22 protein-coding genes and 1 riboswitch are annotated in these 23,829 nt (G+C 42.1%); of the genes, 16 read left to right on the forward strand and 6 right to left on the reverse strand.

The genetic code is table 11. The features are described from left to right. Positions 1-14 precede the first annotated feature (14 nt). The 4 genes from asrC to GPK88_RS19110 all read left to right on the forward strand — a co-directional run bounded on the left by asrC (position 15) and on the right by GPK88_RS19110 (position 3,617). Positions 15-980 (forward strand): sulfite reductase subunit C, encoded by a 966-nt coding sequence (asrC, locus tag GPK88_RS04265; RefSeq protein ID WP_173762497.1) that lies wholly within the window; start codon positions 15-17, stop codon positions 978-980. Between the two features lie 318 nt (positions 981-1,298). Further along, complete coding sequence (locus GPK88_RS04270) at positions 1,299-1,769, forward strand: GNAT family N-acetyltransferase (protein WP_173762496.1); 471 nt, start codon at positions 1,299-1,301, stop codon at positions 1,767-1,769. Between the two features lie 367 nt (positions 1,770-2,136). Next, positions 2,137-3,492 carry an MATE family efflux transporter gene (locus GPK88_RS04275; RefSeq protein WP_173762495.1) on the forward strand — a complete coding sequence of 452 codons (1,356 nt, stop codon included), beginning with the start codon at positions 2,137-2,139 and terminating at the stop codon, positions 3,490-3,492. A gap of 2 nt (positions 3,493-3,494) precedes the next feature. Beyond that, the gene (locus tag GPK88_RS19110) at positions 3,495-3,617 is read left to right on the forward strand and encodes a hypothetical protein (protein ID WP_256442547.1); all 123 of its coding nucleotides are present in this window, start codon (positions 3,495-3,497) and stop codon (positions 3,615-3,617) included. An 89-nt stretch (positions 3,618-3,706) separates the two neighbouring features. On the opposite strand, the gene GPK88_RS04280 is transcribed toward GPK88_RS19110, so the two are convergent. The 4 genes from GPK88_RS04280 to GPK88_RS04295 all read right to left on the reverse strand — a co-directional run bounded on the left by GPK88_RS04280 (position 3,707) and on the right by GPK88_RS04295 (position 7,619). After that, positions 3,707-4,594, reverse strand: a complete 888-nt coding sequence (locus GPK88_RS04280) for a hypothetical protein (RefSeq protein WP_173762494.1) — start codon at positions 4,592-4,594, stop codon at positions 3,707-3,709. 63 nt (positions 4,595-4,657) lie between these two features. After that, positions 4,658-6,022, reverse strand: coding sequence for a VirD4-like conjugal transfer protein, CD1115 family (locus tag GPK88_RS04285; protein WP_173762493.1), 1,365 nt, complete (start codon positions 6,020-6,022; stop codon positions 4,658-4,660). Then, positions 6,015-6,659 (reverse strand): ClpP family protease, encoded by a 645-nt coding sequence (locus GPK88_RS04290; RefSeq protein WP_215707553.1) that lies wholly within the window; start codon positions 6,657-6,659, stop codon positions 6,015-6,017. Before GPK88_RS04290 ends, GPK88_RS04285 begins: the two co-directional genes overlap by 8 nt. 78 nt (positions 6,660-6,737) lie before the next feature. Beyond that, complete coding sequence (locus tag GPK88_RS04295) at positions 6,738-7,619, reverse strand: hypothetical protein (protein WP_173762492.1); 882 nt, start codon at positions 7,617-7,619, stop codon at positions 6,738-6,740. A gap of 1,224 nt (positions 7,620-8,843) precedes the next feature. Between GPK88_RS04295 and GPK88_RS04300 the strand changes: the two genes are divergently transcribed. The 12 genes from GPK88_RS04300 to GPK88_RS04355 all read left to right on the forward strand — a co-directional run bounded on the left by GPK88_RS04300 (position 8,844) and on the right by GPK88_RS04355 (position 20,749). Continuing rightward, positions 8,844-10,661 (forward strand): McrB family protein, encoded by a 1,818-nt coding sequence (locus GPK88_RS04300; protein ID WP_148445608.1) that lies wholly within the window; start codon positions 8,844-8,846, stop codon positions 10,659-10,661. A gap of 19 nt (positions 10,662-10,680) precedes the next feature. Beyond that, complete coding sequence (locus GPK88_RS04305; protein ID WP_195566934.1) at positions 10,681-12,030, forward strand: McrC family protein; 1,350 nt, start codon at positions 10,681-10,683, stop codon at positions 12,028-12,030. Then, the gene (locus tag GPK88_RS04310; RefSeq protein WP_195566932.1) at positions 12,023-13,225 is read left to right on the forward strand and encodes a DnaB-like helicase C-terminal domain-containing protein; all 1,203 of its coding nucleotides are present in this window, start codon (positions 12,023-12,025) and stop codon (positions 13,223-13,225) included. The genes GPK88_RS04305 and GPK88_RS04310 overlap by 8 nt, the downstream gene beginning before the upstream one ends. A 63-nt stretch (positions 13,226-13,288) precedes the next feature. Beyond that, entirely contained in the window at positions 13,289-14,359 is a 1,071-nt protein-coding gene (locus GPK88_RS04315) for a hypothetical protein (protein WP_215707554.1), read from the forward strand. Between the two features lie 117 nt (positions 14,360-14,476). Further along, a complete protein-coding gene (gene codB / locus GPK88_RS04320; protein WP_173762490.1) occupies positions 14,477-15,718 on the forward strand; it encodes a cytosine permease in 1,242 nt (413 codons plus the stop codon). 89 nt (positions 15,719-15,807) lie between these two features. Beyond that, positions 15,808-15,883: riboswitch (cyclic di-GMP riboswitch) on the forward strand. Positions 15,884-16,054: 171 nt separating this feature from the next. Beyond that, on the forward strand, positions 16,055-16,627 hold the full coding sequence (locus GPK88_RS04325) for a hypothetical protein (RefSeq protein WP_173762489.1): 573 nt from the start codon (positions 16,055-16,057) through the stop codon (positions 16,625-16,627). A gap of 10 nt (positions 16,628-16,637) precedes the next feature. Beyond that, complete coding sequence (locus GPK88_RS04330; protein WP_173762488.1) at positions 16,638-16,829, forward strand: diguanylate cyclase domain-containing protein; 192 nt, start codon at positions 16,638-16,640, stop codon at positions 16,827-16,829. Between the two features lie 157 nt (positions 16,830-16,986). After that, positions 16,987-17,208: a hypothetical protein gene (locus GPK88_RS04335; protein ID WP_148445595.1), complete on the forward strand. Its 222-nt coding sequence runs from the start codon at positions 16,987-16,989 to the stop codon at positions 17,206-17,208. A gap of 17 nt (positions 17,209-17,225) precedes the next feature. After that, complete coding sequence (locus tag GPK88_RS04340; protein WP_173762487.1) at positions 17,226-17,444, forward strand: hypothetical protein; 219 nt, start codon at positions 17,226-17,228, stop codon at positions 17,442-17,444. Between the two features lie 97 nt (positions 17,445-17,541). After that, positions 17,542-18,249: an AzlC family ABC transporter permease gene (locus GPK88_RS04345; protein ID WP_173771346.1), complete on the forward strand. Its 708-nt coding sequence runs from the start codon at positions 17,542-17,544 to the stop codon at positions 18,247-18,249. A gap of 9 nt (positions 18,250-18,258) precedes the next feature. Next, positions 18,259-18,585: a branched-chain amino acid transport AzlD family protein gene (locus GPK88_RS04350; protein ID WP_275945157.1), complete on the forward strand. Its 327-nt coding sequence runs from the start codon at positions 18,259-18,261 to the stop codon at positions 18,583-18,585. A 646-nt stretch (positions 18,586-19,231) separates the two neighbouring features. Beyond that, positions 19,232-20,749 carry a CoA-acylating methylmalonate-semialdehyde dehydrogenase gene (locus tag GPK88_RS04355; RefSeq protein ID WP_021977103.1) on the forward strand — a complete coding sequence of 506 codons (1,518 nt, stop codon included), beginning with the start codon at positions 19,232-19,234 and terminating at the stop codon, positions 20,747-20,749. Positions 20,750-21,042: 293 nt separating this feature from the next. Here GPK88_RS04355 and GPK88_RS04360 read toward each other — a convergent pair whose 3' ends face one another. Both GPK88_RS04360 and hcp read right to left on the reverse strand, forming a co-directional pair. After that, entirely contained in the window at positions 21,043-21,807 is a 765-nt protein-coding gene (locus GPK88_RS04360) for a DeoR/GlpR family DNA-binding transcription regulator (protein ID WP_021977104.1), read from the reverse strand. A gap of 177 nt (positions 21,808-21,984) precedes the next feature. Then, the gene (hcp, locus tag GPK88_RS04365; RefSeq protein WP_195566926.1) at positions 21,985-23,625 is read right to left on the reverse strand and encodes a hydroxylamine reductase; all 1,641 of its coding nucleotides are present in this window, start codon (positions 23,623-23,625) and stop codon (positions 21,985-21,987) included. Positions 23,626-23,829 lie beyond the last annotated feature (204 nt).

Raw genomic sequence — 23,829 nt, forward strand, 5'->3', positions numbered from 1 at the left:
GGGAGAAAATCGTAATGGATATCAATACAAAGAAACTAAAGAAAAATGCCTTCCGTGTATCAAAGGTCCGTGGGCTTACGGCTTCCAGAGTTCGTGTTCCGGGAGGGTGCTGTAATGCAGACGTTATGCAGCAGGTGGTGGATATTGCCAGAAAATATGGAAACGGACAGATCCATGTTACCACTCGTCAGGGATTCGAAATTGAAGGAATCCATATGGAAGATATGGATAAAGTTAATGAGATGCTTCAACCGATCATTGATAATCTTCAGATCAATCAAAATGAGGCAGGTACCGGGTATTCAGCATCAGGAACCAGAAATGTCTGTGCATGTATCGGAAACAGAGTCTGTCCTTTTGGAAATTATAATACAGCAGCTTTTGCGAAGAGAATCGAAAAGGCTATATTTCCTAATGATCTTCATTTTAAAATTGCACTTACAGGTTGTGCCAATGACTGTATCAAAGCAAGAATGCACGATTTTGGAATTATTGGTATGACAGAGCCACAATATGCCCCTGATCGTTGTGTATCCTGTGGCGCCTGTGTAAAAGGCTGTGATAAGCTTTCGGTGGATGCGTTAAAGATGGATAATTACAGAATCGTGCGCAATGAAGAAAAATGCGTAGGCTGTGGAGTATGTGTGACAAAATGTCCTACCAGAGCATGGACCAGAAGTGAAAAAAAATATTATCGTTTGACACTTATGGGACGAACTGGAAAGAAAAATCCACGTCTGGGAGAAGATTTTTTGATCTGGGCAGATGAAGACACTATCGTCAAGGTTATCCTGAACACCTATAAATTTGTAAAAAAATATATTGATCCAAATGCGCCTGGCGGCAAGGAACATGTGGGATATATTATTGACCGTGTAGGGTTTGCAGAATATAAAAGGTGGGCGTTGGATGGTGTAGTACTTCCGCAGGAAACGATAGTGAAAGATAATATTTACTGGAGCGGAATACATTACAGATAATTATAAATAAGATAATTCCAATATAAGGAATTTTGCAAAAGAAGGTTGAACGGAAAAAAATTGCCTGTCTAAAATGATGCTATTGTTATAAGCTTTCTTAAGTGATATACCGAATATACACAGGGAAAGAAACCATGTGAAATTACAGTTTTGTTTTCACATGGTTTCTTTTATATACAGAGGTTAGTTTACACTAACAGAAGAGGGCGGATTGCTTTTGCAACCGTCGATCTTTCTTTACCAGGAATCCACACGATGGTATTATGGTATGTATAAAGAACCTATAAAATCAGTTGTTGAGAAACAGGGAGGATAAAAATGATCATTAGAAAAGCAGAAGAAAAAGATATTCCGAGAATCCTGGAATTGTTAGGGCAGGTGCTGCAGATTCATGCAGATATAAGGCCTGATATTTTTATTCCAGCCACAACAAAATATAAGACAGACGAATTGGCAGAGCTTCTGAAAAACGAAGAAAAGCCAATATATGTTGCAGCAGATGAGGCTGATGTTTGTGTGGGGTATGCATTCTGTCAATTACAGGAGCAGCCTTTTTCAAACAATATGGTGCCGTTTAAGTCTTTTTTTATAGATGATCTGTGTGTCGATCAGGAGGCACGAGGTCAGCATATTGGGGAAAGCCTGTTTGAATATGTAAAAAACGAAGCAAAGCAGCTGGGATGCTATGAAGTAACATTGAATGTATGGGCAGGAAATATTTCAGCAGAAAAATTTTATGAGAAAATGGGAATGCGGACAAAAGAAAGGCAGATGGAATACATATTATAAGGCGGTTCGCCTGTTTAGGGAAAATTTATTTCATAAAGTGCGGCATCTGCACAGCACATGAGCTGTGAACGGCTGGATGCAAATGGAACCATATTAGAGAGAATACTGAAAAAACTCGCGGTTTTGTAAGGTATATGATATACTGTTCTCTATAAGTAAATATCTTATGGGAATTCACTGAGGACCTGAGTAGTGCTGCAAAACCGGTCCTGGACAGATGAGAATTTCCTTCCACTCAATGACAGGATGGAGCTGTATTTTGAGGACTTCGATATGGACGGATTGCCTGCGAAAGATGAGTCAGTCAGGCATTTTGTCAGATATGCCACAGGATTATAAATTCTAAAAACTAAGGAAGAACTGTTGTATGTTAAATAAAAAAGATTTCTTGAAATATGCATCAAAATTAGCATTTCCGATCATGATCCAAAATCTGATCGGAACACTGGTAAATGTTGCTGATACCGTAATGCTGGGATATGTAAGCCAGACTGCCATGTCGGCTTCGTCCCTTGCCAACCAGTATACATTTATTCTTTTCTGTTTATATTACGGCATGGCCACAGGTACCTCGGTTTTGTGTGCTCAGTACTGGGGAAAGGGGGATAAAAAGACAGTAGAAAAGATTCTCGGCCTGGCAGAGAGGATCTCGCTGATCGTTTCTCTTGTATTTTTCGTTATCTCTTTTTCCATGCCGACTACGATTATGAAGATTTTCACAAACAGTCCGGATACTATTGCTGCCGGCAGTGAATATTTGAAGGTAATCTCATTTTCCTTTATGTTTATGGGATTCTCTCAGGTTTTTATGAGTGCTCTTCGAAGTGTCGGAAAAATAATGCTGCCTTCTGTTACATACATTGTATCTCTTTGTGTCAATGTGCTTTGTAATGCCTCCTTTATCTTTGGATTGTTTGGACTTCCAAAGCTTGGCGTTACAGGTGTTGCCCTTGGTACTGTTATTGCCAGAATCGCAGAGGTATTGATTTGTCTCATCTATTCATTAAACAGCTCCGATGTCAGATTCCGGATAAAATATTTCTTTGCAAAATCAGGTATTCTGTTTCGGGACTTTATGAAAATTGCCTCTCCGGCTGTAATAAATGATGTTGTCTGGAGCTTTGCCAGCTCAGCATTTGCAGCGATTCTTGGCCACATTGGTGATGATATGGTTGCCGCAAATGCTGTTGCTGTTATGGTGGTAAACATTGGTGCTATCGCCTGTCGTGGCTTTGCCAACGCTACTACTATCATTATCAGCCAGGAGCTTGGTAAAGACCATAAGGATACAGCAAGAGAATATGGGAAACGTATGCTGAGAATAACAATTATCGTAAGTCTGATCGGATGTGCCGTTATCCTGGCAGTCCGCCCTATGATACTGGATTTCTACCGGGATAAACTGACAGAGAAAGCCATTTATTATCTTGGTATTTTTATAGTTATGACAACCTGGCGTCTTGTGGGAGAGGGTATCAATACCTGTCTTATATGTGGTTGCTTCAGAGGCGGTGGTGATTCCAGGTTCGGAATGATCGTGGATTCCATATTTATGTGGCTTGTTGCAGTTCCTCTTACTTTCCTTGCAGCATATGTTTTAAAACTGCCGCCTGTCTGGGTATATTTTATAATGACCCTAGATGAATTCGAAAAAATGCCTGTGGTGTTCATCCACTATTTCAGAAATAAATGGCTTACGAACATTACCAGAGATTTTGACTGATCATGTGGCTGCAGCTATCAGAAGCTATCAGAACTGTACAGATCATGTGCAGAAAGACTGTGGAACGAATGATCGATCTTCTGGAGAATGAATCTCAAATTGAGAAGAATGTGTGTTCTCTGTGAAATAGTTCGCAGATGTACTACAGATTATTAAAGGTGAATCAGATAAGTCCCCGGCGGAGCTGCAACAGGCATACGCAGGGGACTTTGTTTTATTTGGCAACTGGGAGTTTCTCAAAAGCATCAACCGGAAGAAGGTAGCGCATAGTGCAATTTCCTTTGTATTTTGGTGTATTTGGGTATTCTCCCAGAGGTACATATTTGTTTCCGTATTTGTATCCGGATTCGATCAGCTGCTGGAGTTTGTCCAGGGTCATGGTATATACGTCGGTTTTGTGCTCATCTTTATCTACGAAGATGATTTCATAATGGGACAGATCAATACCGGAACGGCAGGCGAATTCGATCATCAGGAAACAGAGGTCTTTGTTGAAGAGAAAGCTTGAACAGCCATAGGTCGGAACATGAATTGTACGACGGAGTTTTGATTTATCAGGGTCCTCATACGGCATATAGCTGTTTTTTCCGGAAATGGTATTGGTAAAGAGAGAGTTTTTACGAAGCATTGCCTGCATCAGTTTATCTTCCGTATAAATTGCACAGTCAGGATGTCCGATGATCCATGGGTTAGCTGAGTTTCGGTCGAATCGGAAAGGCATTTCTGAGTCGTAGAAGTGAAGCTGGCAGGAGGTGCCAATTTTGCCGGAAATTGCATTACAGATTGCCTGTTTGAGTTCTCTGTTTCCCTGCATTGATTCTTTATCTGTCTTATGCTGGTAGTAACTTGTCATAGGCCTGGAGATAGATTCATTTAACTGAACGGAAACGGCATATTCGCAGATTTTTCCGTTTTTGTTGATGCTGTTACCTTTTCGGATATCTAAGGTAACAATATCACCAAGACTAAGAGAGTGACAGCCAGGATCACTGGTAGAGAAGTTGATGTCGCCATGTTCGCGTCCCGGGTCTTCACATAATGAAATGTATCCAAAACCATGTTCTTTGTTTAAGTATTTAACTTTTCCTGTATATTTATCCATAATAAAATTCTCCTTTACTTTACATTATATTTTGTATTTTTTTGATCATTGATTTGTTGTAAACTAGTATGCTACATCTGTTAATTCGTTGTTTTTGGAACGGTTGTCTTTTGTATGGATAACCGGGGTTCTGTGTGTTATGGTATCAGCCGCCGAAGCGGAGACCAGTTCGAGATACAGAGGGTCTTCTTCCAGACTGTATTTCGTAACCTGCTGAGGTTTCTGGCCTCTGACGAAAAGCAGAGCGGCATCAATTGGAAGTGTGAGGATAGTGTCTGCGGTTTTGTTTGCTTTTACGGCGATGTAGCGGGCGGTTTCCACATCCTGTCCGCCAAGGTACAGGCAGGAATCGCAGTTATTGATGATGGTCATGGCACGGTCTTTTCCATACATGGAGTCAAGCTGTGAAAGACTCTGAAGGATAAGGCTTACATAGATTTCTCTGGAGCGGATGACAGAGATGACCTTATCAAAATCAGGGATTACTGCATTGGATGCAAAGTCATCCATGATAAACCGTACCGGAACCTTAAGTCGTCCATCAGGAGAGCAATCTGCGCTGTCACAAAGCTCATGAAGGGCCTGAGAGTAAAGCAGATTCAGCAGTTTATCGTTGGAACGATCGGTATCGCTCACATTGATGAACAGGGCGATTTTTCGACGGCCCAGGGAACGGAAGTCCACCTGATGTGGATTGGAGAACATTTTGAGTGCTCCTTTTGAGGTATAGGAACTGAGCTTTTCTCCTACGAACATGCGGATGCAGGCGTGGGTTTTGTCAGCAGAATCCGTGCCTTTGTAGAGCTTCCATTTCTGCAGGGCATAGCTTTCCGGAAATGCGTCACCCCATTCGGTTATCAGCGATTTGAACATGGATTTTGCCATAAATTCCTGAATCTCTGCCACGGAGCCAAGGTGCTTTTCGTTCTCAGGAAGTGCTTCCATGACATAGGCGATCAGTGTTGCCATAAACATTCTTGCCGAATAATCCCAGAACGGATCTCTGTCACATTCGATAGGGCAGAGATATTCTGCAAGCATTTCGATGTCCTGTGTATTGTAAGGATAGGACTGGTCTGTGTAACGTTCTATGCAGGAGAGAGGGTTATATCCCATGGGAGACTGATCCATTTTTGCAAAGTTCAGGTTCCAGACTTCATAACCCTCCTTTTTCAGATGTGGAGACAGCCTTCGGGAAAGGGTATTTTTTGTGTCTACGATGACCATGCTTTCGTTGGAATGGAGGATATTGGGTATTACATATCCTCTGGTTTTTCCGGCGCCGCTGACGCCGATTATCAGGTCATTGTTGTTGAGGCCTGTCTGCCAGGTATTGTTGTTTATGTAGCGGCCCTGTGCCAGGATACGGTGATTATCGTTCAGAGTAGTGCTTACCGGTTTCATAAGAGTTGTAGTTTTATTAGTCATTGTTCTGATCTCCTTTTTCTTCTGATGATTTTGTTGTGGATTTTGTTTCTGTTGTTTTAATGATCGTGTCTGCCAGGCCGTAATCGACTGCTTCTGAGGCAGTAAACCAGGTATCTTGAGCTGTTTTTTCGTAGATTTCCTCCAGTGTTTTGCCGGTGTGCCGGGCCAGAAGTTCTCCAAGTATCTGTCTGGTTTCCATGAGGGAATCTATTTTTGTATGCAGAAGCGTTGCGCTTCCGGTCAGCCCCTGACCTGCGATCAGAGGATCGTGGATCATTATTTTTGAATGGGGAAAAATCTCTCTGGTGTCACCAGCCGTGAACAGCAGTGCTCCGAAGCTGGCAGCAGTTCCCATACACACAGTGCGTATCGGGCAGGGTATGGTCTGCATGATGTCATAGAGAGCCAGTCCGTCAGCGACAGATCCTCCGGGACTGTTTATATAAAGAGTGATTTCTGCTTCCGGATCCTGGGCTGCAAGGTACTGGAGCTGCAGGATCAGGCTGCCGGCAGAGTCTGCGTCTATTTCTCCGAGGCAGTAGATTTCCCTTTGAGAGAGAAGGTCGTCCAGTACGGAGAGATGGAAGTAGCCGTCGCTGGTTTCTTTGATGATCTGTGGCATATTGTAAGGGTTCATTTTCATAGTGATATTCCTTTCTTTTGTTTGTTGAATTTGAGTTGTTACAAGTCTTCACCCGCTAACCCCGCAGGGGTTTTATTTGATTTTGTTGAAATCTTTTTTTATCAGTGCAGAATATACCTGTGCCATAGGATAAATGAAGAGTGCATAAAGGCCCTGTTCAAAATAGGTTCGGTCAAAATCTCCACAGGCATAGTATTCCAGGATAGTGGCATCCTGACCATAGCCGCTGTGGGACTGTTCCAGTCTGTTGTAAAGATTTCTTGTTGGAGTTATTTTTGTCAGAGACATACTTTTCAGGCACTCAAAGTAGTCACAGAATGTTGTATTGTTCAGAAACAGGCAGAATGAATATCCAAGTTCTGAAGGAATCATGGCAGGAGGAGTATTTGCCATATTGTAACAGTAGAATTTGGCCTTGTATTCCTTGGAGCTTTCTATACGTTGTATCCGTTCCTGAAGAGGGATCCTCTGTTTTTCACCATAGACGATATGGGTAGAACGGCAATGATTTACATATCTCCAGGCAGACTTCTGAAGCAGATCCTCTGGTGTATGGATTGAGCCATGAAACGGATCACCAGGGTCATAAACAGCCATATCGAAGATATCCAGAAATGGCTGATAGACAGCATTCAGAAGTTGCTTCCGAATGATCGCCTCTTCTCCTGTTGTAATACGTGCGGATGGCGACATTCCTGTCTGTTCTGCAACAAACTGAAATGCCATTCCTGTTGGGATTTCCGGAAAATTCCACTTTTGTTTGTGATTGGTAAATTCTTCCATTACAGAGGCATATTCTTCCGGATGGCAGAACATGAAATCCGAAAATGGCATCAGGACGATCTTTTCTATGATGTTGCAGATCGCCAGAGGTTCTGTTGTATGAGCGTTACGGATATTCTTTTTTCGCTGTTTGAGTGGAGTCTGTGTCAGAGTTATAGTTTTGTTGTTCATAGAGTTTCTCCTTTTCTGTTGAATTTTTTTTGTTGATTTTAATGTGTTGCGTACCATACCATATGCAGACAGCGCGAAACTGTTTTTTACAGAAGACTTTTACATCATCATCACTTTGTATCACATATAGGAGTTATGGAAAATTATGAAGTACAATAAATAAAATCAATAATCAAGAAAGGAATTTGATATGTATTGATTTTCAGTTCCTGTTGTCTGCATATGGTGTGGTACGCTTTATTCAGTTTTTTATTATCATTGTTTCTCCCGACAGAGCAGCTGCGCTGCGATTTAGCTTTTTGTGTTTTCTGTTCTGTTGGGATTTTTGTTGTAAAAGGGCAATGCAATGCCACAGCAGCAGGGACCGACGTGTCCGACTTCTTCACATACTGCGGATACCAATATCTGTACAGACAGCTTTTACCTGTGAGTTAAAGTGAGCGAAAGCGGGCCGAAGTGCCCTTTTTTGTTGAAAGAGAAAATTTAATGAAAAATCAAACACATTGTTTTATTTTTGTTGTTCAGGATTTTCACTGTCTGTATATGATAATTTTGCAGGTACATCTCTATTGGATCATTGCATTACCTGTTTTACATTCTGTCTCCCGTCCGAGCAGCCTGGCTGCGTTAACTTTTTTGTTGGGAGTTTTGTTGTAATTCTGTTGTAATGCAATGTGGCCGCAGCCGGAACCGGTCTGCCTTTTTTCTGTTAGCTTCTTTGTTGATTCTGTTGGAAAACGCAGATGCCGGTAGTATATTTTCACCTCCTTGAAGCGGCAGGCAGCCAATGCATTATTAAGATTTACATTTTAACTCCCGTTAAAGCAGCTCTGCTGCTTTTGTATGTTTTGATTTTGTTGTTTTATTTTGTTGAAGGTTTTTTCATCAGAGATAATTTAATAAGTAAAATTTACATATCAAAACATACACACTATGAAATATGCAATAAAATATATGGAATAGATTTGAAAAATTAAAGAATAAAGCGGATATTTACGACTATGCATCAAATTTCACGGATATTATTGAATCATTAATTATTACAATTTATTCATTAAATAATTGATATTAAATCATTGTAAACTAAAAATACAAACAGATATTTTCTATAATATATAAATTAAAAACAACATTTTGGTAGAAATATATCCGAAATAATTGCAATCGAAAATGAACAAATATATAATGGATGAAAAAGCACAGAAATGGAGAGAACAGGCATAGATGTATAGAGAAGTACTTGAGTATATCCGTGAGCTTGGGGAAGAGAGAGATTTGTCACCGGACAGACAGGGAGAAGTCCGCGAATGTATGGACGGTATTGCGAAAGAAATATGCGGAATATATGGACTTACTATGGGGAAAAGTGAAAAGGGTAAAAGAGAAAAAAATTATTCTTTTCATGGAACTTATCAGTGTGTAGCAAGATATTTAACTGCGGACACAGAATCAGGTATATGCATTGGAATTTACGGTGAAAGAAGTCTTGAGAAGAAATCACGCTATTGTATCTGTATAGGAACGGCACATGCATTTCTGCACAGTAAGAAGGAAACAAATGAAGAAGAGAGAGAAAGACTGAAAAAAAACAGAAAACAGTATTATAGTTTTATAGATATGAAACTTCGAGATGGACTGTGCTATACGTATAAAAATATGTATGGAAGCGGTGATGAAGATATAAAAACTAAGGATCCAAGAACTATTTTTGTCCACAAAGAGAAAGAACTTAAAAATAAAGATGAAAATATTATAAGAGAATTTGTAAAGGAAAAAACGGATACTGTAAAAGATAATGATGATGATATTGAACCATGTTATCTGATAGAAGCAGAAACAGAAGATGGAAAACTTCGGACAGAAGAAGAGCTTAAAGCAGAGGTAATAAAGGGGGTAGGTCTTTTAATGCCATACTATAAACATATTATGGATTATCCAGAAATAGTGAAAAATATGATTCTCTACGGACCTCCTGGAACAGGAAAAACATACATAACTGCTACATATGCAGTATTGATCTGTGGCTGGTATACTCTGGATACACTGAAAAATATGAATCACAGCAAAATCATGGAAATCTATCATGAACTGGAACAGGAAGGAAGAATCGGTTTTACCACCTTCCATCAGTCTTACGGATATGAGGATTTCATAGAGGGAATCCGTCCGGTGCTGGATAAAGAAAAAACGGATGCACAGAACCAGTCTGAAGAACAAAAGTCAGAGAAATCCCGTAATCTGGAATATACCATGGAAGCGGGCGTTTTCAAAGCATTTTGCGAAAAAGCAGAAAAAAGCAAAAAACCTTACGTTTTTATTATTGATGAGATCAACAGAGGAAATATTTCCCGTATTTTCGGCGAGCTGATCACACTGATCGAGGAATCAAAAAGAAAGGGAGAAGCGGATGAGAGAAGTGTGATCCTTCCATATTCCGGGCTTCCGTTCAGTGTTCCTTCTAACGTATATATTATCGGAACAATGAACACGGCAGACCGTTCTATTGCACTTCTGGATACTGCATTACGCAGACGTTTTTCCTTCGTGGAGATGATGCCGGATACAGAGGTGCTGAAAGATATAAAGATAGAAGTGCCAGAAATGCCGGATACAGTTGATAAGAAAGCGGGCAAAAGCACCATAGATATACAGAAACTACTGGAAATCATCAATCAGAGGATAGAGGTTCTATATGACCGTGAGCATACCATCGGACATGCTTATTTTTGCGGCCTTAAGAAAACTGCAACTCTGGATGGATTAAAAAATGTTTTCAAAAAATCTGTACTTCCGCTTCTTCAGGAGTATTTCTTTGATGATTACGAGAAGATCGCAATGGTGCTGGGTGATAATCAGAAAAGGAACCGCAATTACAAATTTATAGTAGAAGACAACGGAAAAGATATACATACCTTATTTGGAAAAGAACTGGAAACGGATATGCTAGATATGCTTCAGCGTAAGAAATACATGATCAATGAGAAGGCTTTTGACTATGCAGAAAGTTATATCCAGATCTATGAACCATCCCGGAAGAATTGATGACAGAGCGTGAAACGTTATGAAAAAACGAGTAAAAACTGTAAAAGAATATGACGAGATCTGCAGTGAAAAAGCAGAAGTATATGTTTTTCTTCCGGAGAAAGATATGGACTGCCTGGTAGAATATGTGCAGACTCTGGAAAAAACTCTGAGAAAAAAAGAGGAAGCTCCGGCAACGATCCAGTATAAATACAGTTATGAAAAAAAGTGTTCCATCCCGGTTGTCAAAATCCAGAAGTATGTAGGAGAGCTGGAACTGAAAAGCGGACTGCGGCTTCAGATTCTGCCAAAGATTTATTTTGGCGGCAGTGAGGACCGGACGAAACAGATCTATCTGGAGATGCTTAAGAACACCTACAGGTTAAAGGAAAAAGCGATGAACCAGATTTCTCTTGGAACGGGGGATATGGAACTCTTTGAGGCCTATATCCGGATGTATCTTGATGAGGCACAGATGCTGGTGAAACGGGGACTTCGTTCTGCATATGAAGAAAAAACGGATAACCTCAGATGCTTTCGCGGAAAGCTCCAGGTGGCGGGGCATATCCGGCGAAATATCGCACATAAAGAGAGATTCTATGTAACGTATGAGGAATTTACAAAGAACCGTCCGGAGAACCGACTGATAAAAGCTACGTTAAAGAAATTGCAGAAAGTTACCACAGACGAGCAGAATAAACAGGATGCCAGAGAACTTCTGCTGTTTTTTGACGGGATACAGGAATCCATGGATTACCCCCAGGATCTTGCACGGATAAGGATTGACCGGAATTCCAGAGAATATGAGAAGATCATGAAGTGGACGGAAGTGATCTTACAGGGAAACAGCTTCCTGAATTTTTCTGATGGGATCAAAGCCAGATCCATATTATTTGCCATGGACGAAGTTTTTGAGAATTATGTGGCATGCCAGATTAAAAAATATTTCAGAGAAAACTGGGAGGTATCTTCCCAGGATAAAAATTATTATCTGTTTGAAAAACCACGGGATTTTCAGCTGAGACCGGATATTGTAATGAAAAAAGGAGAAGGAAACAGACCGATAATCCTTGATACAAAATGGAAAAGTCTTCCCGATATGAAGAACGAAGGATGGAGTGCCTTCAACGAAAAAGCCAGAAATGATATTTATCAGATGGTTACATATGCAAGCCGTTACGAGGCAGAGGAAATCTGGCTTCTCTATCCGAAAGCAAAGTATTCATACCAGTATGAAGGAATCAGGGACCGTTTTGAAACGAAGATTTACGGTCATACACTGGTGATCCATCTGTTTTTTATTGATCTGGAAAATATGGAAGAGTCTATGAAACGTTTATCTCAGGGACTTGAAAGCAAAATGGCCGGGGAGGTGAAGAAGTATGAGTGAACAGGCAGCCGGAAATTTTATTTCTGTTTCAGAGAGACTGAAACAGTTTAAACCGGCCAGTGGAAGAAGAACCGTAAAGCATTATCCTACCGGGATCAAAAAGCTGGATCAGATGCTTGGCGGCGGACTTTATGCAGGCCTTACTTTTCTTGGCGCAAGACCGGGAATGGGAAAGAGTACCTTTGCACTGCAGATCGCTTCGGAAATTGCAGCAGCTGGTTCGCCGGTACTGTTTTATTCCCTGGAAATGCCATCGGTCCGTATGGAGGCAAAAATATTAAACCGTGCCATTCATATGCGATATCCGAACAGCTCCCTGACCGCAGACTGGTTTTTAAGGGAAGAAAACAATACAGGAAAACAGAAAGACTGGAAGCTGGTAGAAAAGGTGGGAAAAGAGATCAGCGGCAGTTTTGACAAGATGTACATAAAAGAGCGTAAAAAGCTTTCTGTTTCGGGTCGGGATATCGTTCAGGATGTGGAAATGTTCATGAACGAAAAGAAAGAAAAGCCGGTAGTTTTTGTAGATTATCTGCAGATCCTTTCTTCCTGCACTGGAAACAGGAACGCTACAGAACGGCAGAAAAATGACGAGAATATCAATGAGCTCAGCGGCCTTTCCAACAAGTATGATCTGGCAGTTTTTGTGATCAGTTCCCTGAACAGAGAGTCTTACCGGGAGGAACAGCGATCTCTGAGAATGGATTCTTTTAAGGAGACGGGAGGAATCGAGTACTCTGCAAGCGTGATCCTGGGACTTCAGCCAAGAAATATCCGACAGCCCAAATTTAATTACGAACAGGAAATGTCGAAAGAGATCCGGGAGCAGGAGATTGTTTTTTTGAAACAGAGATATGGCATATCAGGAATGAAGGCGAATGTGAGTGTGGATTTCCATGCGGCGAAGGACCTTTACACAGAAAAAGGAGCGTCCGGAAAAAAATCAGCCCCAAATGTTTCACGTGAAACAAAAACGGATAAGAAAAATACGGAGAATGCAAATGCTTTACCGAAAAAGAGCGAGAGCGCTTCAGAAGCTGCAGTACCGCAGGATGTGAAAGTCAATGCAGATTCACTGAAAAACACAGAAACACAAGCTCCGGAAGCAGAACGCCCACAAACTCAAAATACAAATCTGGAATATCCGGATGATCCAAGAGCACGTCTGGCAGAAGAATTTCGAAGTCTCCTGTAATATTCCGGGAATCGCAACAGAAGAGAGGAAAGAATAACCATGAAAATACCTGATAATATTTACATGAACATATGCAAAGTATTTCAGGAAATATACAAAAATAAATTTGAACTGAATGAGCTGAATATTGCAGAGGTAGGCAGCCGCGGAAAAAATATGACATGCAGATACCGCATTACCGTTCCGGAAGAAATGGAGAGCGTGACATTTTCCTACTATGATGCGGTTGTTTATGATGCGGTCTACACCCTGTACAGAGCAAACTGTTCCAAATTCACCCTGACAGATTTACTCCGGGTAATGTCCGGAGACGAGAAAGTGCGGTTTTACTGTACAAAAGGCAAGATACAGAAAAGAGAGCAGAGGCTTCGAGATTCCCTGGAAAAGCTTCGGAATACAACCATCGCCATCGATTACAGTGAAGAGGTCCAGATGCGGGAATTGAAAGATGACAAAGGAAAGCCACTGGAAGGTTTTGTAGCAGATTATCTGATTCCCGTAGCAGTGGAAAAAAACGGAAAAGCATACTGGTTTCTGGAAGGAAGGGAGCTTCCGGTTTATAAATATGCGGAAGATATCGGGCAGATGATCAGCGTGTCCCGGGAACTGCTTGATCCGGCAGCTCTCCTTAAAACAATGTTTCCGGATCAGGAATTTCAGGATAGCGAAGAAGGGAGAAAACTTCTGGAGAACGTAAAGTTTTCAAGTACAGATGAGATGATACTTCTGAAAAGAATTCTGATCCAGCGTCTTGAGATCATGAGAAACTCCAGAAATAATGCAGATGGCAGGCGAATTCGCTACTATGCCATGAAAGCAGATGAGGGAATCCTGCCCATGGCAGATATCCGCAGGGAAAATTTTGAGCAGGATGTCCGATTTGTCAGCGACCGGGGAAAAGTACGGTTCGAGAGCCGGGGCTGGAAGAATAAAGTACATGCGGTAAACAAAAAACTGTGCGCGATCCTGGATATCTACAAAAAATGCGGTTATGTGACAGAATACGAGCTTTTACGAAATGAACCGAGATCTCTGGTGAGAGGAGTGGAGATCCTGGGAGAGATCAAAAAGGTAGAACTTAGAAAAAAACGGGAAACGGAAACATCTGCGGAAAAAACTGCAGAAGAGAAATGATTTGTGTTATAATCTCCACAGCAAACAAAAGAAAGGAGACGGGAAAGGGCGGAGTGTGTAAGGGAAAACACTCCACAGAGTAACTGAAAACAGTATAAGATAAACAAAGGAGTAAAAATGAGCGAAAAAACAAAACCCCAGGTAACTGCGGCAGATGACGATTATTCCATGGAAGCAGTGCCGGAAAGTGCGAGAAAAGGTTTCCGCAGCATGTTTTTTGTAATGCTGGGATTTACTTTCTTTTCCGCAAGCATGAGTGTCGGCGCGAAACTTGGAAACGGACTGGATCTGAACGGATTTGCGGCAGCCTGCGTTATTGGCGGCGTGATCCTGTCTGCATACTGCGGAATTCTTGCGTACATTGGTTCTGATACAGGAATGAGCATGGATCTTCTGTGCAGAAGAGCTTTTGGAAAAAAAGGTTCTTATCTTTCATCACTGGTACTTGGCCTCACACAGATCGGATGGTTTGGTGTCGGTGTTGCCATGTTTTCCATTCCAACTGCAGAATTACTGGGAATCAATAAATGGGTTCTGACAATTGTGGCAGGTCTTCTGATGACCATTACCGCAGCCACAGGAATGAAAGCGCTGGAGATCGTAAGTACGATTTCCGTACCGCTGATCGTGATCCTGGGAGTATATTCCATGGTGACGGCAGCAGCAGACGGCGGTGGCCTGGCAGCAGTATTTAACCAGTCTGTGGGATCGATTACTTTATTTACCGGTGTCGGATATGTAATCGGATCTTTTATTTCCGGTGGTACGGCAACACCGAACTTTATTCGTTTTGCGAAGAATAACAAGGTTGCTGTATGGACAACTGTGATCGCATTTTTCCTTGGAAATACCCTGATGTTCTGTTTCGGAGCTATCGGTGGTGCGTTCACAGGAAAAGATGATATCTTTTATGTTATGATAGCACAGGGACTTGCGATTCCGGCGATCATTGTGCTGGGAGCCAATATCTGGACAACCAACAACAACGCACTGTACACCGGCGGACTTGCAATCTCAAATATCACCAATGCAAGAATGAAGATTGCTACCTGTATTTCCGGTGTGATCGGAACCGCACTTGCGATCTGGTTATACTATAATTTTACAGGATGGCTGAATATCCTCAACTGTGCCCTGCCACCTATCGGCATCACAGTAATTCTGGACTTCTTCCTCCGACGTGACAAATATAAAGAAAAAAATGTACCGCTGCAGACAGCCAACTGGTTTAATCTGGCAGGTGTTGTGGCAGGTGCGGTGGCAGCCAATCTGATTCATGCAGGAATCGCGGCAGTAAATGCCATGGTAGTGGCAGCAGTATTCTATCTGATCGGATTTGTGGCAACAAAACAGAAATAACCTTCAAAAACCGGCGAATGTATATTTTTGCGAACAGCTATTGAAATGATCGTAGATAATGAGCTATAATTGCTATAGAAAATAACTATGATCATAAAAGGCAAAACAGCTGAAAGACTGTGACGCAAAGCTATAGGGCCTGTAAAATGGCAGCCAGTTGCATAGATTTAAATGTAAACATGCACTATAGTACAACGTAAAGATACTATAGGGCATGTTTTTTATGCTCTGCGTTTATCAGCAGAGCATCAGCTAGGAGCAGAAATGTAGAAAATAAAATACGATAAAATACGAAAATTAGATAAAATCGTATTCCTTGCGCTGGGGCTTATTCTGATGGCTTTGGTTATCCAGATGGCTATTTTGAACTGGATCAACAACAAAAATACGGCGAAAATGTCAGAGGTACTGTTGGACCGGGTAGTCAATGTAATTGAGAAGAACGAAGATAACGAGAAAAATATGATTACGTCGCTGAAAGAGGACTATATTGTACGTGCCAAAGCAGTTGCCTATATTATCAATGCGAATCCGGATGCTGAGAAAAATGTAGATGAGCTGAAAAAGATTGCGGATCTTATGTCTGTAGACGAAATTCATCTGTTTGATACTACGGGAAAAATCTACAGCGGTACCATACCGGAATATTACGGCTACAATTTTGATTCTGGAGATCAGATGGAATATTTTAAGCCAATGCTGGAAGACAAAACGCTTACTATGTGCCAGGATGTCACACCGAATACTTCCGAGGGAAAAAAGATGATGTATGCCATCACCTGGGATGAAACCGGTACCCGTATGGTTCAGGTTGGGATTGAACCGGTGCGGTTGCTGAATGAAGTAAAGCAGAATGAGATTTCTTCTATCGTAGAGAATATGCCTGAACCGGAGAGCCTACAAGGATGATCTGAACGGAATGTCCCTTGCATCGGAGTTTGTCTATGCTGCTCTGGATGTAAATGGATTGAAAGGGATAAATGATACACTGGGACATAATGCCGGTGACGAGCTGATTCAGGGCGCAGCGGGTATGGATGCACATATTACAAAGCCGGTCAATGAAAGTAAATTAAAAGAATGCATGGTGCGGCTGCTTGCAAGCAGGTAAGATATAAAAAACATAATGTTTCACGTGAAACATATAAAAGAAGTTCGGAGAAATCCGGGCTTCTTTTTTGCTCAGAGAGGTCAGGTAGCGGAGTGGATTATGAATGTGGTATAATAAAATAAATCATCAGCAAAACAGAACAGAAGGGAGAAAAATTATGAGCAAAATTGTAAATATCACATCAAGAGAAGATAAGGATCAGAAACTGCAGGATATTGCCAATTCACTGGAAGAGCTGAAAGACGTTATGGCAGAAGTCATTGATGCATATGAGGAAGATCATGCAGACAGCCGGAAAATGGATACGCTGACAGAAGCGCTGGACGCACTGGAAGATGCTTACGAGGCAGTGAATGATGTGCTGTTGGATGAATTATAAAGAGGGCGGCCTGAATTATGCAGTATAAAGTAATCAGAATCGAAGAGGATATGGATTTTGGATGCGAAGAACGGCAGCCTGGAGAAAGGCTTATGTCGGTGGTGATACTGGAAAGTGAAGATGGACGGGAAATCAGTCTGAAGCATGATGATGAACGTTTGTATGAAAGAGATATCAACGAAGGAGATATCGTTACGCTGGATGAAAATCGTGAGATCTGGAAAGTTCAGGCATGAAAACGTTTGCAAAAAAATGCTGATGGATATTCTTGACAGTTCCGGTAGGAAAAAGTAAAGTATAACGTGGAAATGAATGAAAGGAAATATCTGAGGCATGAAGAAAAAAGCATTTAAAGCAGCCTTTCCGTATACGTTGCCTATCTGTGTGGGCTTTCTTTTTCTGGGAATGTCGTATGGATTTATGATGCGAAGCAAGGGATTTTCCTTTGTATATCCGTTGTGCATGAGCTTTTTTATTTACGCAGGTTCCATGGAATTTGTTACGGCAAATCTGCTTTTGTCAGCGTTTAATCCGGTGTATGCATTCTTTTTGACATTGATGGTAAATGCAAGACATCTGTTTTATGGAATTTCCATGCTGGAGAAATATAAGAATACAGGATGGAAGAAGTTTTATCTTATTTTTGGAATGTGTGACGAGTCATTTACGGTCAACTGTACCGTAGATCCTCCGGAAGATGTGGACAGAGGATGGTTTATGTTCTTTGTCAATGCACTGAATCAGTTTTACTGGGTGGCTGGTGCGACTTCCGGTGCACTTCTGGGGTATGTGATCCATTTCAATACAAAAGGCATTGATTTTGTTATGACTGCGCTGTTTGTAGTTATGTTTATCAATCAGTGGGAAGAGGCAGAAGATCATAAACCTGCACTGGTAGGTGTTGTATGCTCTGTAATCTGCCTGATACTCTTTGGAAGTGATAGTTTTATCCTTCCGGCAATGGCATCCATTATTTTATGCTTCCTGGGAATGAAGAAGTATGGGGAGAAAAGAAAAAAAGAGTGTATACAGGAGGGATAAAGAATGACTATGACAATAACGCAGCAGATTATAACCGTTGCTGTAGTAGTTCTGGGAACTATGACAACGCGATTTCTGCCGTTTATCATATTTCCGGAAGGAAAAGAACCACTGGCTGTGATTACCTATCTGGGAAAAGTATTGCCTTATGCAGTGATTGGATTGCTGGTAGTGTTCTGCTTAAAAGATGTGCCGGAAAGTACTCACTTTGGATTGCCGGAATTGATTGCCATTCTGTTTATTGTGGTGTTACATAAATGGAAGAAGAGCACGCTGCTCAGCATAGGCGGTGGCACGGTACTTTATATGGTTCTGGTGCAGACAATATTTGGGTAATCCGGAATCCGCAGAAATTATAACGATGATAAGATATGAGATAATGTATGGAAAATATGTTATTTCATGTCTTTTTTTGTTTAAATGGCAAATTGAGATGATATCTGCTGGTTCCAGGTGTCTGAAATACCGGTGGTTGGGTAAAAAATGATAGTGTACGCATTGTGCGTACAAATGTATTTTTGACTTACTGAAATATACGAGGATTTTTGCTCTTTTTTATTACTTTTTAATCGAATGCGGATTACGAATATCCGCTTGACCTAAATTAAGGAAGTCCCCTGCGGGGGTGTGAAAAGCAATAATGGTGTATTTTTCGGATGTTGTTTCGGGCACCGTTCCGGGTGCATGTTACGGAAATAACAAAAATGAGTATCTTTTGCAATAATATTGAATAAAAAAGCAGAAAGATGGGACATGAATTTACACCATAAACACGACTGTTACAAGAGTTTACATAGTGTATCTGAAATATCATAAAATGTGAATAAATTAACACATATTCTTGCGGATATACTCAAAATATAACCATACTATATTGACAAAGACAAAAAGAAATGATAATATGTGACCAGAACGAAATGAGAACGACAGAAATTTATGTAATGAAAAAATAAAAGATAAACACGAAAGGGGTATCTTGAAAATGGCTGAGATTAAGAAAATGGGTTACTGTGTAAACGGTGAGTGGAAAGAGTCAAAAGCAGAGAAATACATGGATGTTACAGATTCCAGTACAGGTGAGGTAATCGCACAGGTTCCTTGCTGTACACCAGATGAAGTAGAAGAGGCAATTGCTTCCGCACAGGCTGCATTCCCGGAATGGTCCTCACTTTCTCTTGCAAAGAGACAGCAGTATATGTTCAGATGGAGAGACGTTCTTTATGCTCATAAAGAAGAACTTTCCGTACTTTGCGCAAAAGAGCTTGGAAAGAACATCAAAGAGGCAAGAGGAGATGTTCAAAAAGCGATCGAGCCTACAGAAGAGGCATGTGCACTTCCGACAATGATCCAGGGCGATGCTGCAATGCAGGTAACTACAGGATATGACACAGCTACATATCGTAAACCACTTGGAGTAACTGCTGGTATTGTTCCGATGAACTTCCCTGCAATGATCCCATGGGGCTGGATGGTTCCGCTTTCCATCGCATGTGGAAATACAGTAGTACTGAAAGCAAGCTCTCAGACACCGCTGACAGCTATGAGAATCATGGAGCTGTTCTATACAGAGGGTGGATTCCCGAAAGGTGTTGTAAACCTTGTAACATGCAGCCGTGTAGAGGCTGATATCCTTCTTACAGATGAGAGAGTAAAGGCTGTTACATTTGTAGGTACAACAGGTGTTGGTAAACAGGTATATTCCAAAGCAGCAGCTCATGGCAAACGTGTTCAGGCACAGTGTGAGGCAAAGAACCATGCACTTGTACTTGAGGACTGCAACCTTGAGGCTACTGTTAATGCGATCATCAACTCCACATATGGATGCGCCGGTATGAGATGTATGGCTCTTCCGGTTGTATGCGTGCAGGAGAGTATTGCAGATGAGTTTGTTTCCCTCCTTAAGAAAAAAGCAGAAGCCATGAAACTTGGATGTGCATATGATGAAGCTACAGATCTCGGTCCTGTAGTAAATGCAGGCCATAAGGAGAAGATCTGCAACTGGATCCAGAAAGGTATCGATGAGGGCGCAGAGCTTGTACTTGACGGACGTAATGTAGTAGTTCCGGGATATGAGAACGGATTCTTCGTAGGACCGACAATCCTTGATCATGTAACACCTGAGATGACAGTAGGAAACCGCGAGATCTTCGGACCGGTAACCTGCATCAAACGAGTAAAAGATTATGAGGAAGGTATTGCGATCATGAATGCCAACCCATTTGCAAACGGTTCCTGTATCTTTACACAGAGCGGATATTACAGCCGTAAATTCGCTATGGAGACAGACGGCGGTATGGTAGGAATCAATGTAGGTATCCCGGTTCCGACCGCATACTTCCCATTCTCCGGAAATAAAGATTCCTTCTTCGGTGATCTGCATGTTCTCGGAAAAGACGGATATCGTTTCTTCACAAGAGCAAAAACAGTTACAACACACTGGTTCGATGAAGCTGCCGGAAAGAGAAAAGTCGGCACATGGGAAGGAAGTACTGAGGCATAAGAAAGCTTCGAAAATAAATCCATGACACTGTAAGGCAGACCATGTAAAGTCTGCCTCTCAGATAAAATCCTCTAATGAGATGAGCATATTCAAAAACGGTGCATCTGCTGAACTCCTGGCAGGTGCACTGTTTTTGCCTGGCTGAATATCTGAATGGTTTTGCGGCGGATCATAAAAAAGTGTATCGGTGACAGAAATAAAGGATGTCACCGATACACTTTTTTGGTGCGTATGTTTTGTGCGTATGCTACCGGACTGGCGTATCTTACGGTATGCGGCTCATGATGAAAAGATCAGTCGATCGTCATAACACGGATGCCGTGTTCCTGGCAGAAATTATCGTATTCTTCCGGAAGTGCCTGGTCGGTTACGATGGCGTCCAGTTTTTCCATTGGAGAATAGGTCATAAGTGAGATCCGGCCGAACTTGGAATGGTCAGCAAGAAGGATCATGCTGTTGGCGTTCTCTGCAATGGCTTTCTTTGTGATGTATTCTTCGGCACTGGCGTTGGTGAGTCCGCTCTTCATCGTTACGCCTGTGCAGGCCATAAAAGCCATGGAAATGTTGTAAGTCTGCAGATAATCGTTGATATCAGGACCTGTGAAAGACAGGGTCTTGCGGTTCAGTCTTCCGGGAACGGAAATGATATCCAGGTTCGGATAGGATGCTGCCTTGTTGAAGATAAGCAGGCTGTTGGTAAGGATCGTGCAGTGCTTATCCGCAATAAAATCAACCAGATTCAGACAGGTTGTACCGGTATCGATATAGATGGTGTCGTCTTCTGCCACAAGTTCTGCGGCACGGCGGCAGATTTCTTTCTTTTCTTCAGGAAAACGTCCGCCACGCTCTTCGTAAGACAGAAGGGGGAGAGTTTGTGGAGTTTCAAGTGCTGCGACACCACCGTATACTTTCATGATACTGCCGCGTTTCAGAAGGATGTCGACATCTCTTCTGATGGTGTTTTTGGATACGTTAAATTTCTCACATAATGTATCGAGAGAAGCGTTCTTATGCTCCAGCACATATTCTTCGATCATGTCCAGTCGCTGTGATTTCATAGAGGTCTACCTTCTTTCTATTGGTTAAGTCTTGGTTATATTTTATCATAAAAGAAGGCGGAGATAAAGTGTTTTTATGAGAACATACCAAAAAAATTGAACGCAGATCCTGTGCGGGACCTGCGTTCAGAAATGACTGGTGTAAGAGCATTGCAGATGATCAGTTTATATCGGGGATTATTTTCCGAAAAACAGTTCCATATCTTCTTCCACGCTGCTAATTCCTGCAATACCAAAATTGTTAACCAGAATTTTGGTTACATTTGGAGAAAGGAAGGCCGGAAGTGTTGGTCCAAGGTGAATATTTTTTACCCCGAGGGAAAGCAGCGCCAGGAGAACGATCACGGCTTTCTGCTCATACCAGGCAATGTTGTAGATGATCGGAAGCTCATTGATATCCTCAAGGCCAAAAACTTCCTGAAGTTTCATGGCGATCACTGCAAGGGAATAGGAATCGTTGCACTGGCCTGCATCCAGAACTCGTGGGATGCCGTTGATATCTCCCAGATTCAGTTTATTGTAGCGGTATTTTGCACAGCCTGCGGTGAGGATCACGGTGTCTTTTGGGAGCGCCTGGGCAAAATCGGTGTAGTAGCTTCGGGATTTTGCCCGGCCGTCACAGCCTGCCATGACTACGAATTTACGGATGGCACCGGATTTTACGGCATCTACGATCTGATCTGCCAGGGCGATCACCTGATCATGGGCAAAACCACCGACAATTTCACCATGCTCGATTTCGGTTGGAGCTGCACAGCGTTTGGCGTGGCTGATGATTTGTGAGAAATCTTTTTTGCCGTCAGGCCCGGGTGTGATGTGGGTGCAGCCTGGATAACCGGTAGCACCTGTGGTGTAGATCCGGTCTTTGTAGCTGTCCTTTGGCGGAACGATGCAGTTGGTGGTCATGAGGATGGGACCGTTAAAGCTTTCGAATTCTTCTTTCTGTTTCCACCAGGCGTTTCCATAGTTTCCTGCAAAGTTCGGATATTTTTTGAACGCCGGATAGTAGTGGGCCGGAAGCATCTCAGAGTGGGTGTAAACGTCAACGCCGGTTCCTTTTGTCTGTTCAAGCAGCATTTCCAGATCGTGAAGGTCGTGGCCGGAAACCAGGATTCCGGGATTTTTGCCTGTGCCGATATTTACTTTTGTAATTTCCGGATTTCCGAAAGTTTCGGTGTTTGCCTGGTCGAGAAGGGCCATTCCACGGACACCGAATTTTCCGGTTTCCAGAGTGAGAGCTGTTAATTCTTCAGCGGTGAGACTGTCGTCCAGGGTTTTTGCCAGAGTGCTCTGGATAAAAGCGTCCAGTTCCGGATCTTCGCGGAGAAGGGCGTTTGCATGGCTGGTGTAGGCACAGAGCCCTTTCAGGCCGTAGGTGATCAGCTCGCGGAGGCTTCGGATGTCCTCGTTTTTTGTGGCAAGAATGCTGGTGACATATCCCATGGATTCATAGTCCGCAGGGCTTTCCGGATGCCAGAGTGCGGCAGCGGGAAGGCTTTTTCTGTCAGAAAGCTGTGCGAGAAGCTGCTCTTTGGCTGAGAGGGTTTCGCTGATCTTTGCAACGATGGAATCTTTGTTGAAATTTGCATTTGTGATGGTGGTGAAAAGATTCTGAATCACCATGTGGTTAATATCAGAAGGAATTTCCCGGCCTTCATTCCGGAGTGCGGTGGTGATGGCAGAAAGTCCTTTTGTTACGTAAACAAGAAGATCCTGCATGGCGGCTACGTCAGGTTTTTTGCCGCAGACACCAGAGATGGTGCAGCCGGAACATCCGGCGGTTTCCTGACACTGATAACAAAACATTTTTGGTTCCATAATGTATACCTCCTGTGGTAAGTGAGTGGGTCTTTGAAAAGGAAGACCTGCTTTTTTTATTGTGATTGATTTTGTGTTTTTTATCCCTGTCTTCAGGTGATGGGGAAAGGATAGCATACGCCAGTGGAAAAATCGGTAACATATGATACGAAAAAGACCTTGACGGAATTCTTTTTTAAATGTAATATGAAAACGATTTTCAAA

The organism is Blautia sp. MCC269 (genome assembly GCF_018785655.1).
Taxonomy (GTDB): Bacteria; Bacillota; Clostridia; order Lachnospirales; family Lachnospiraceae; genus Blautia_A.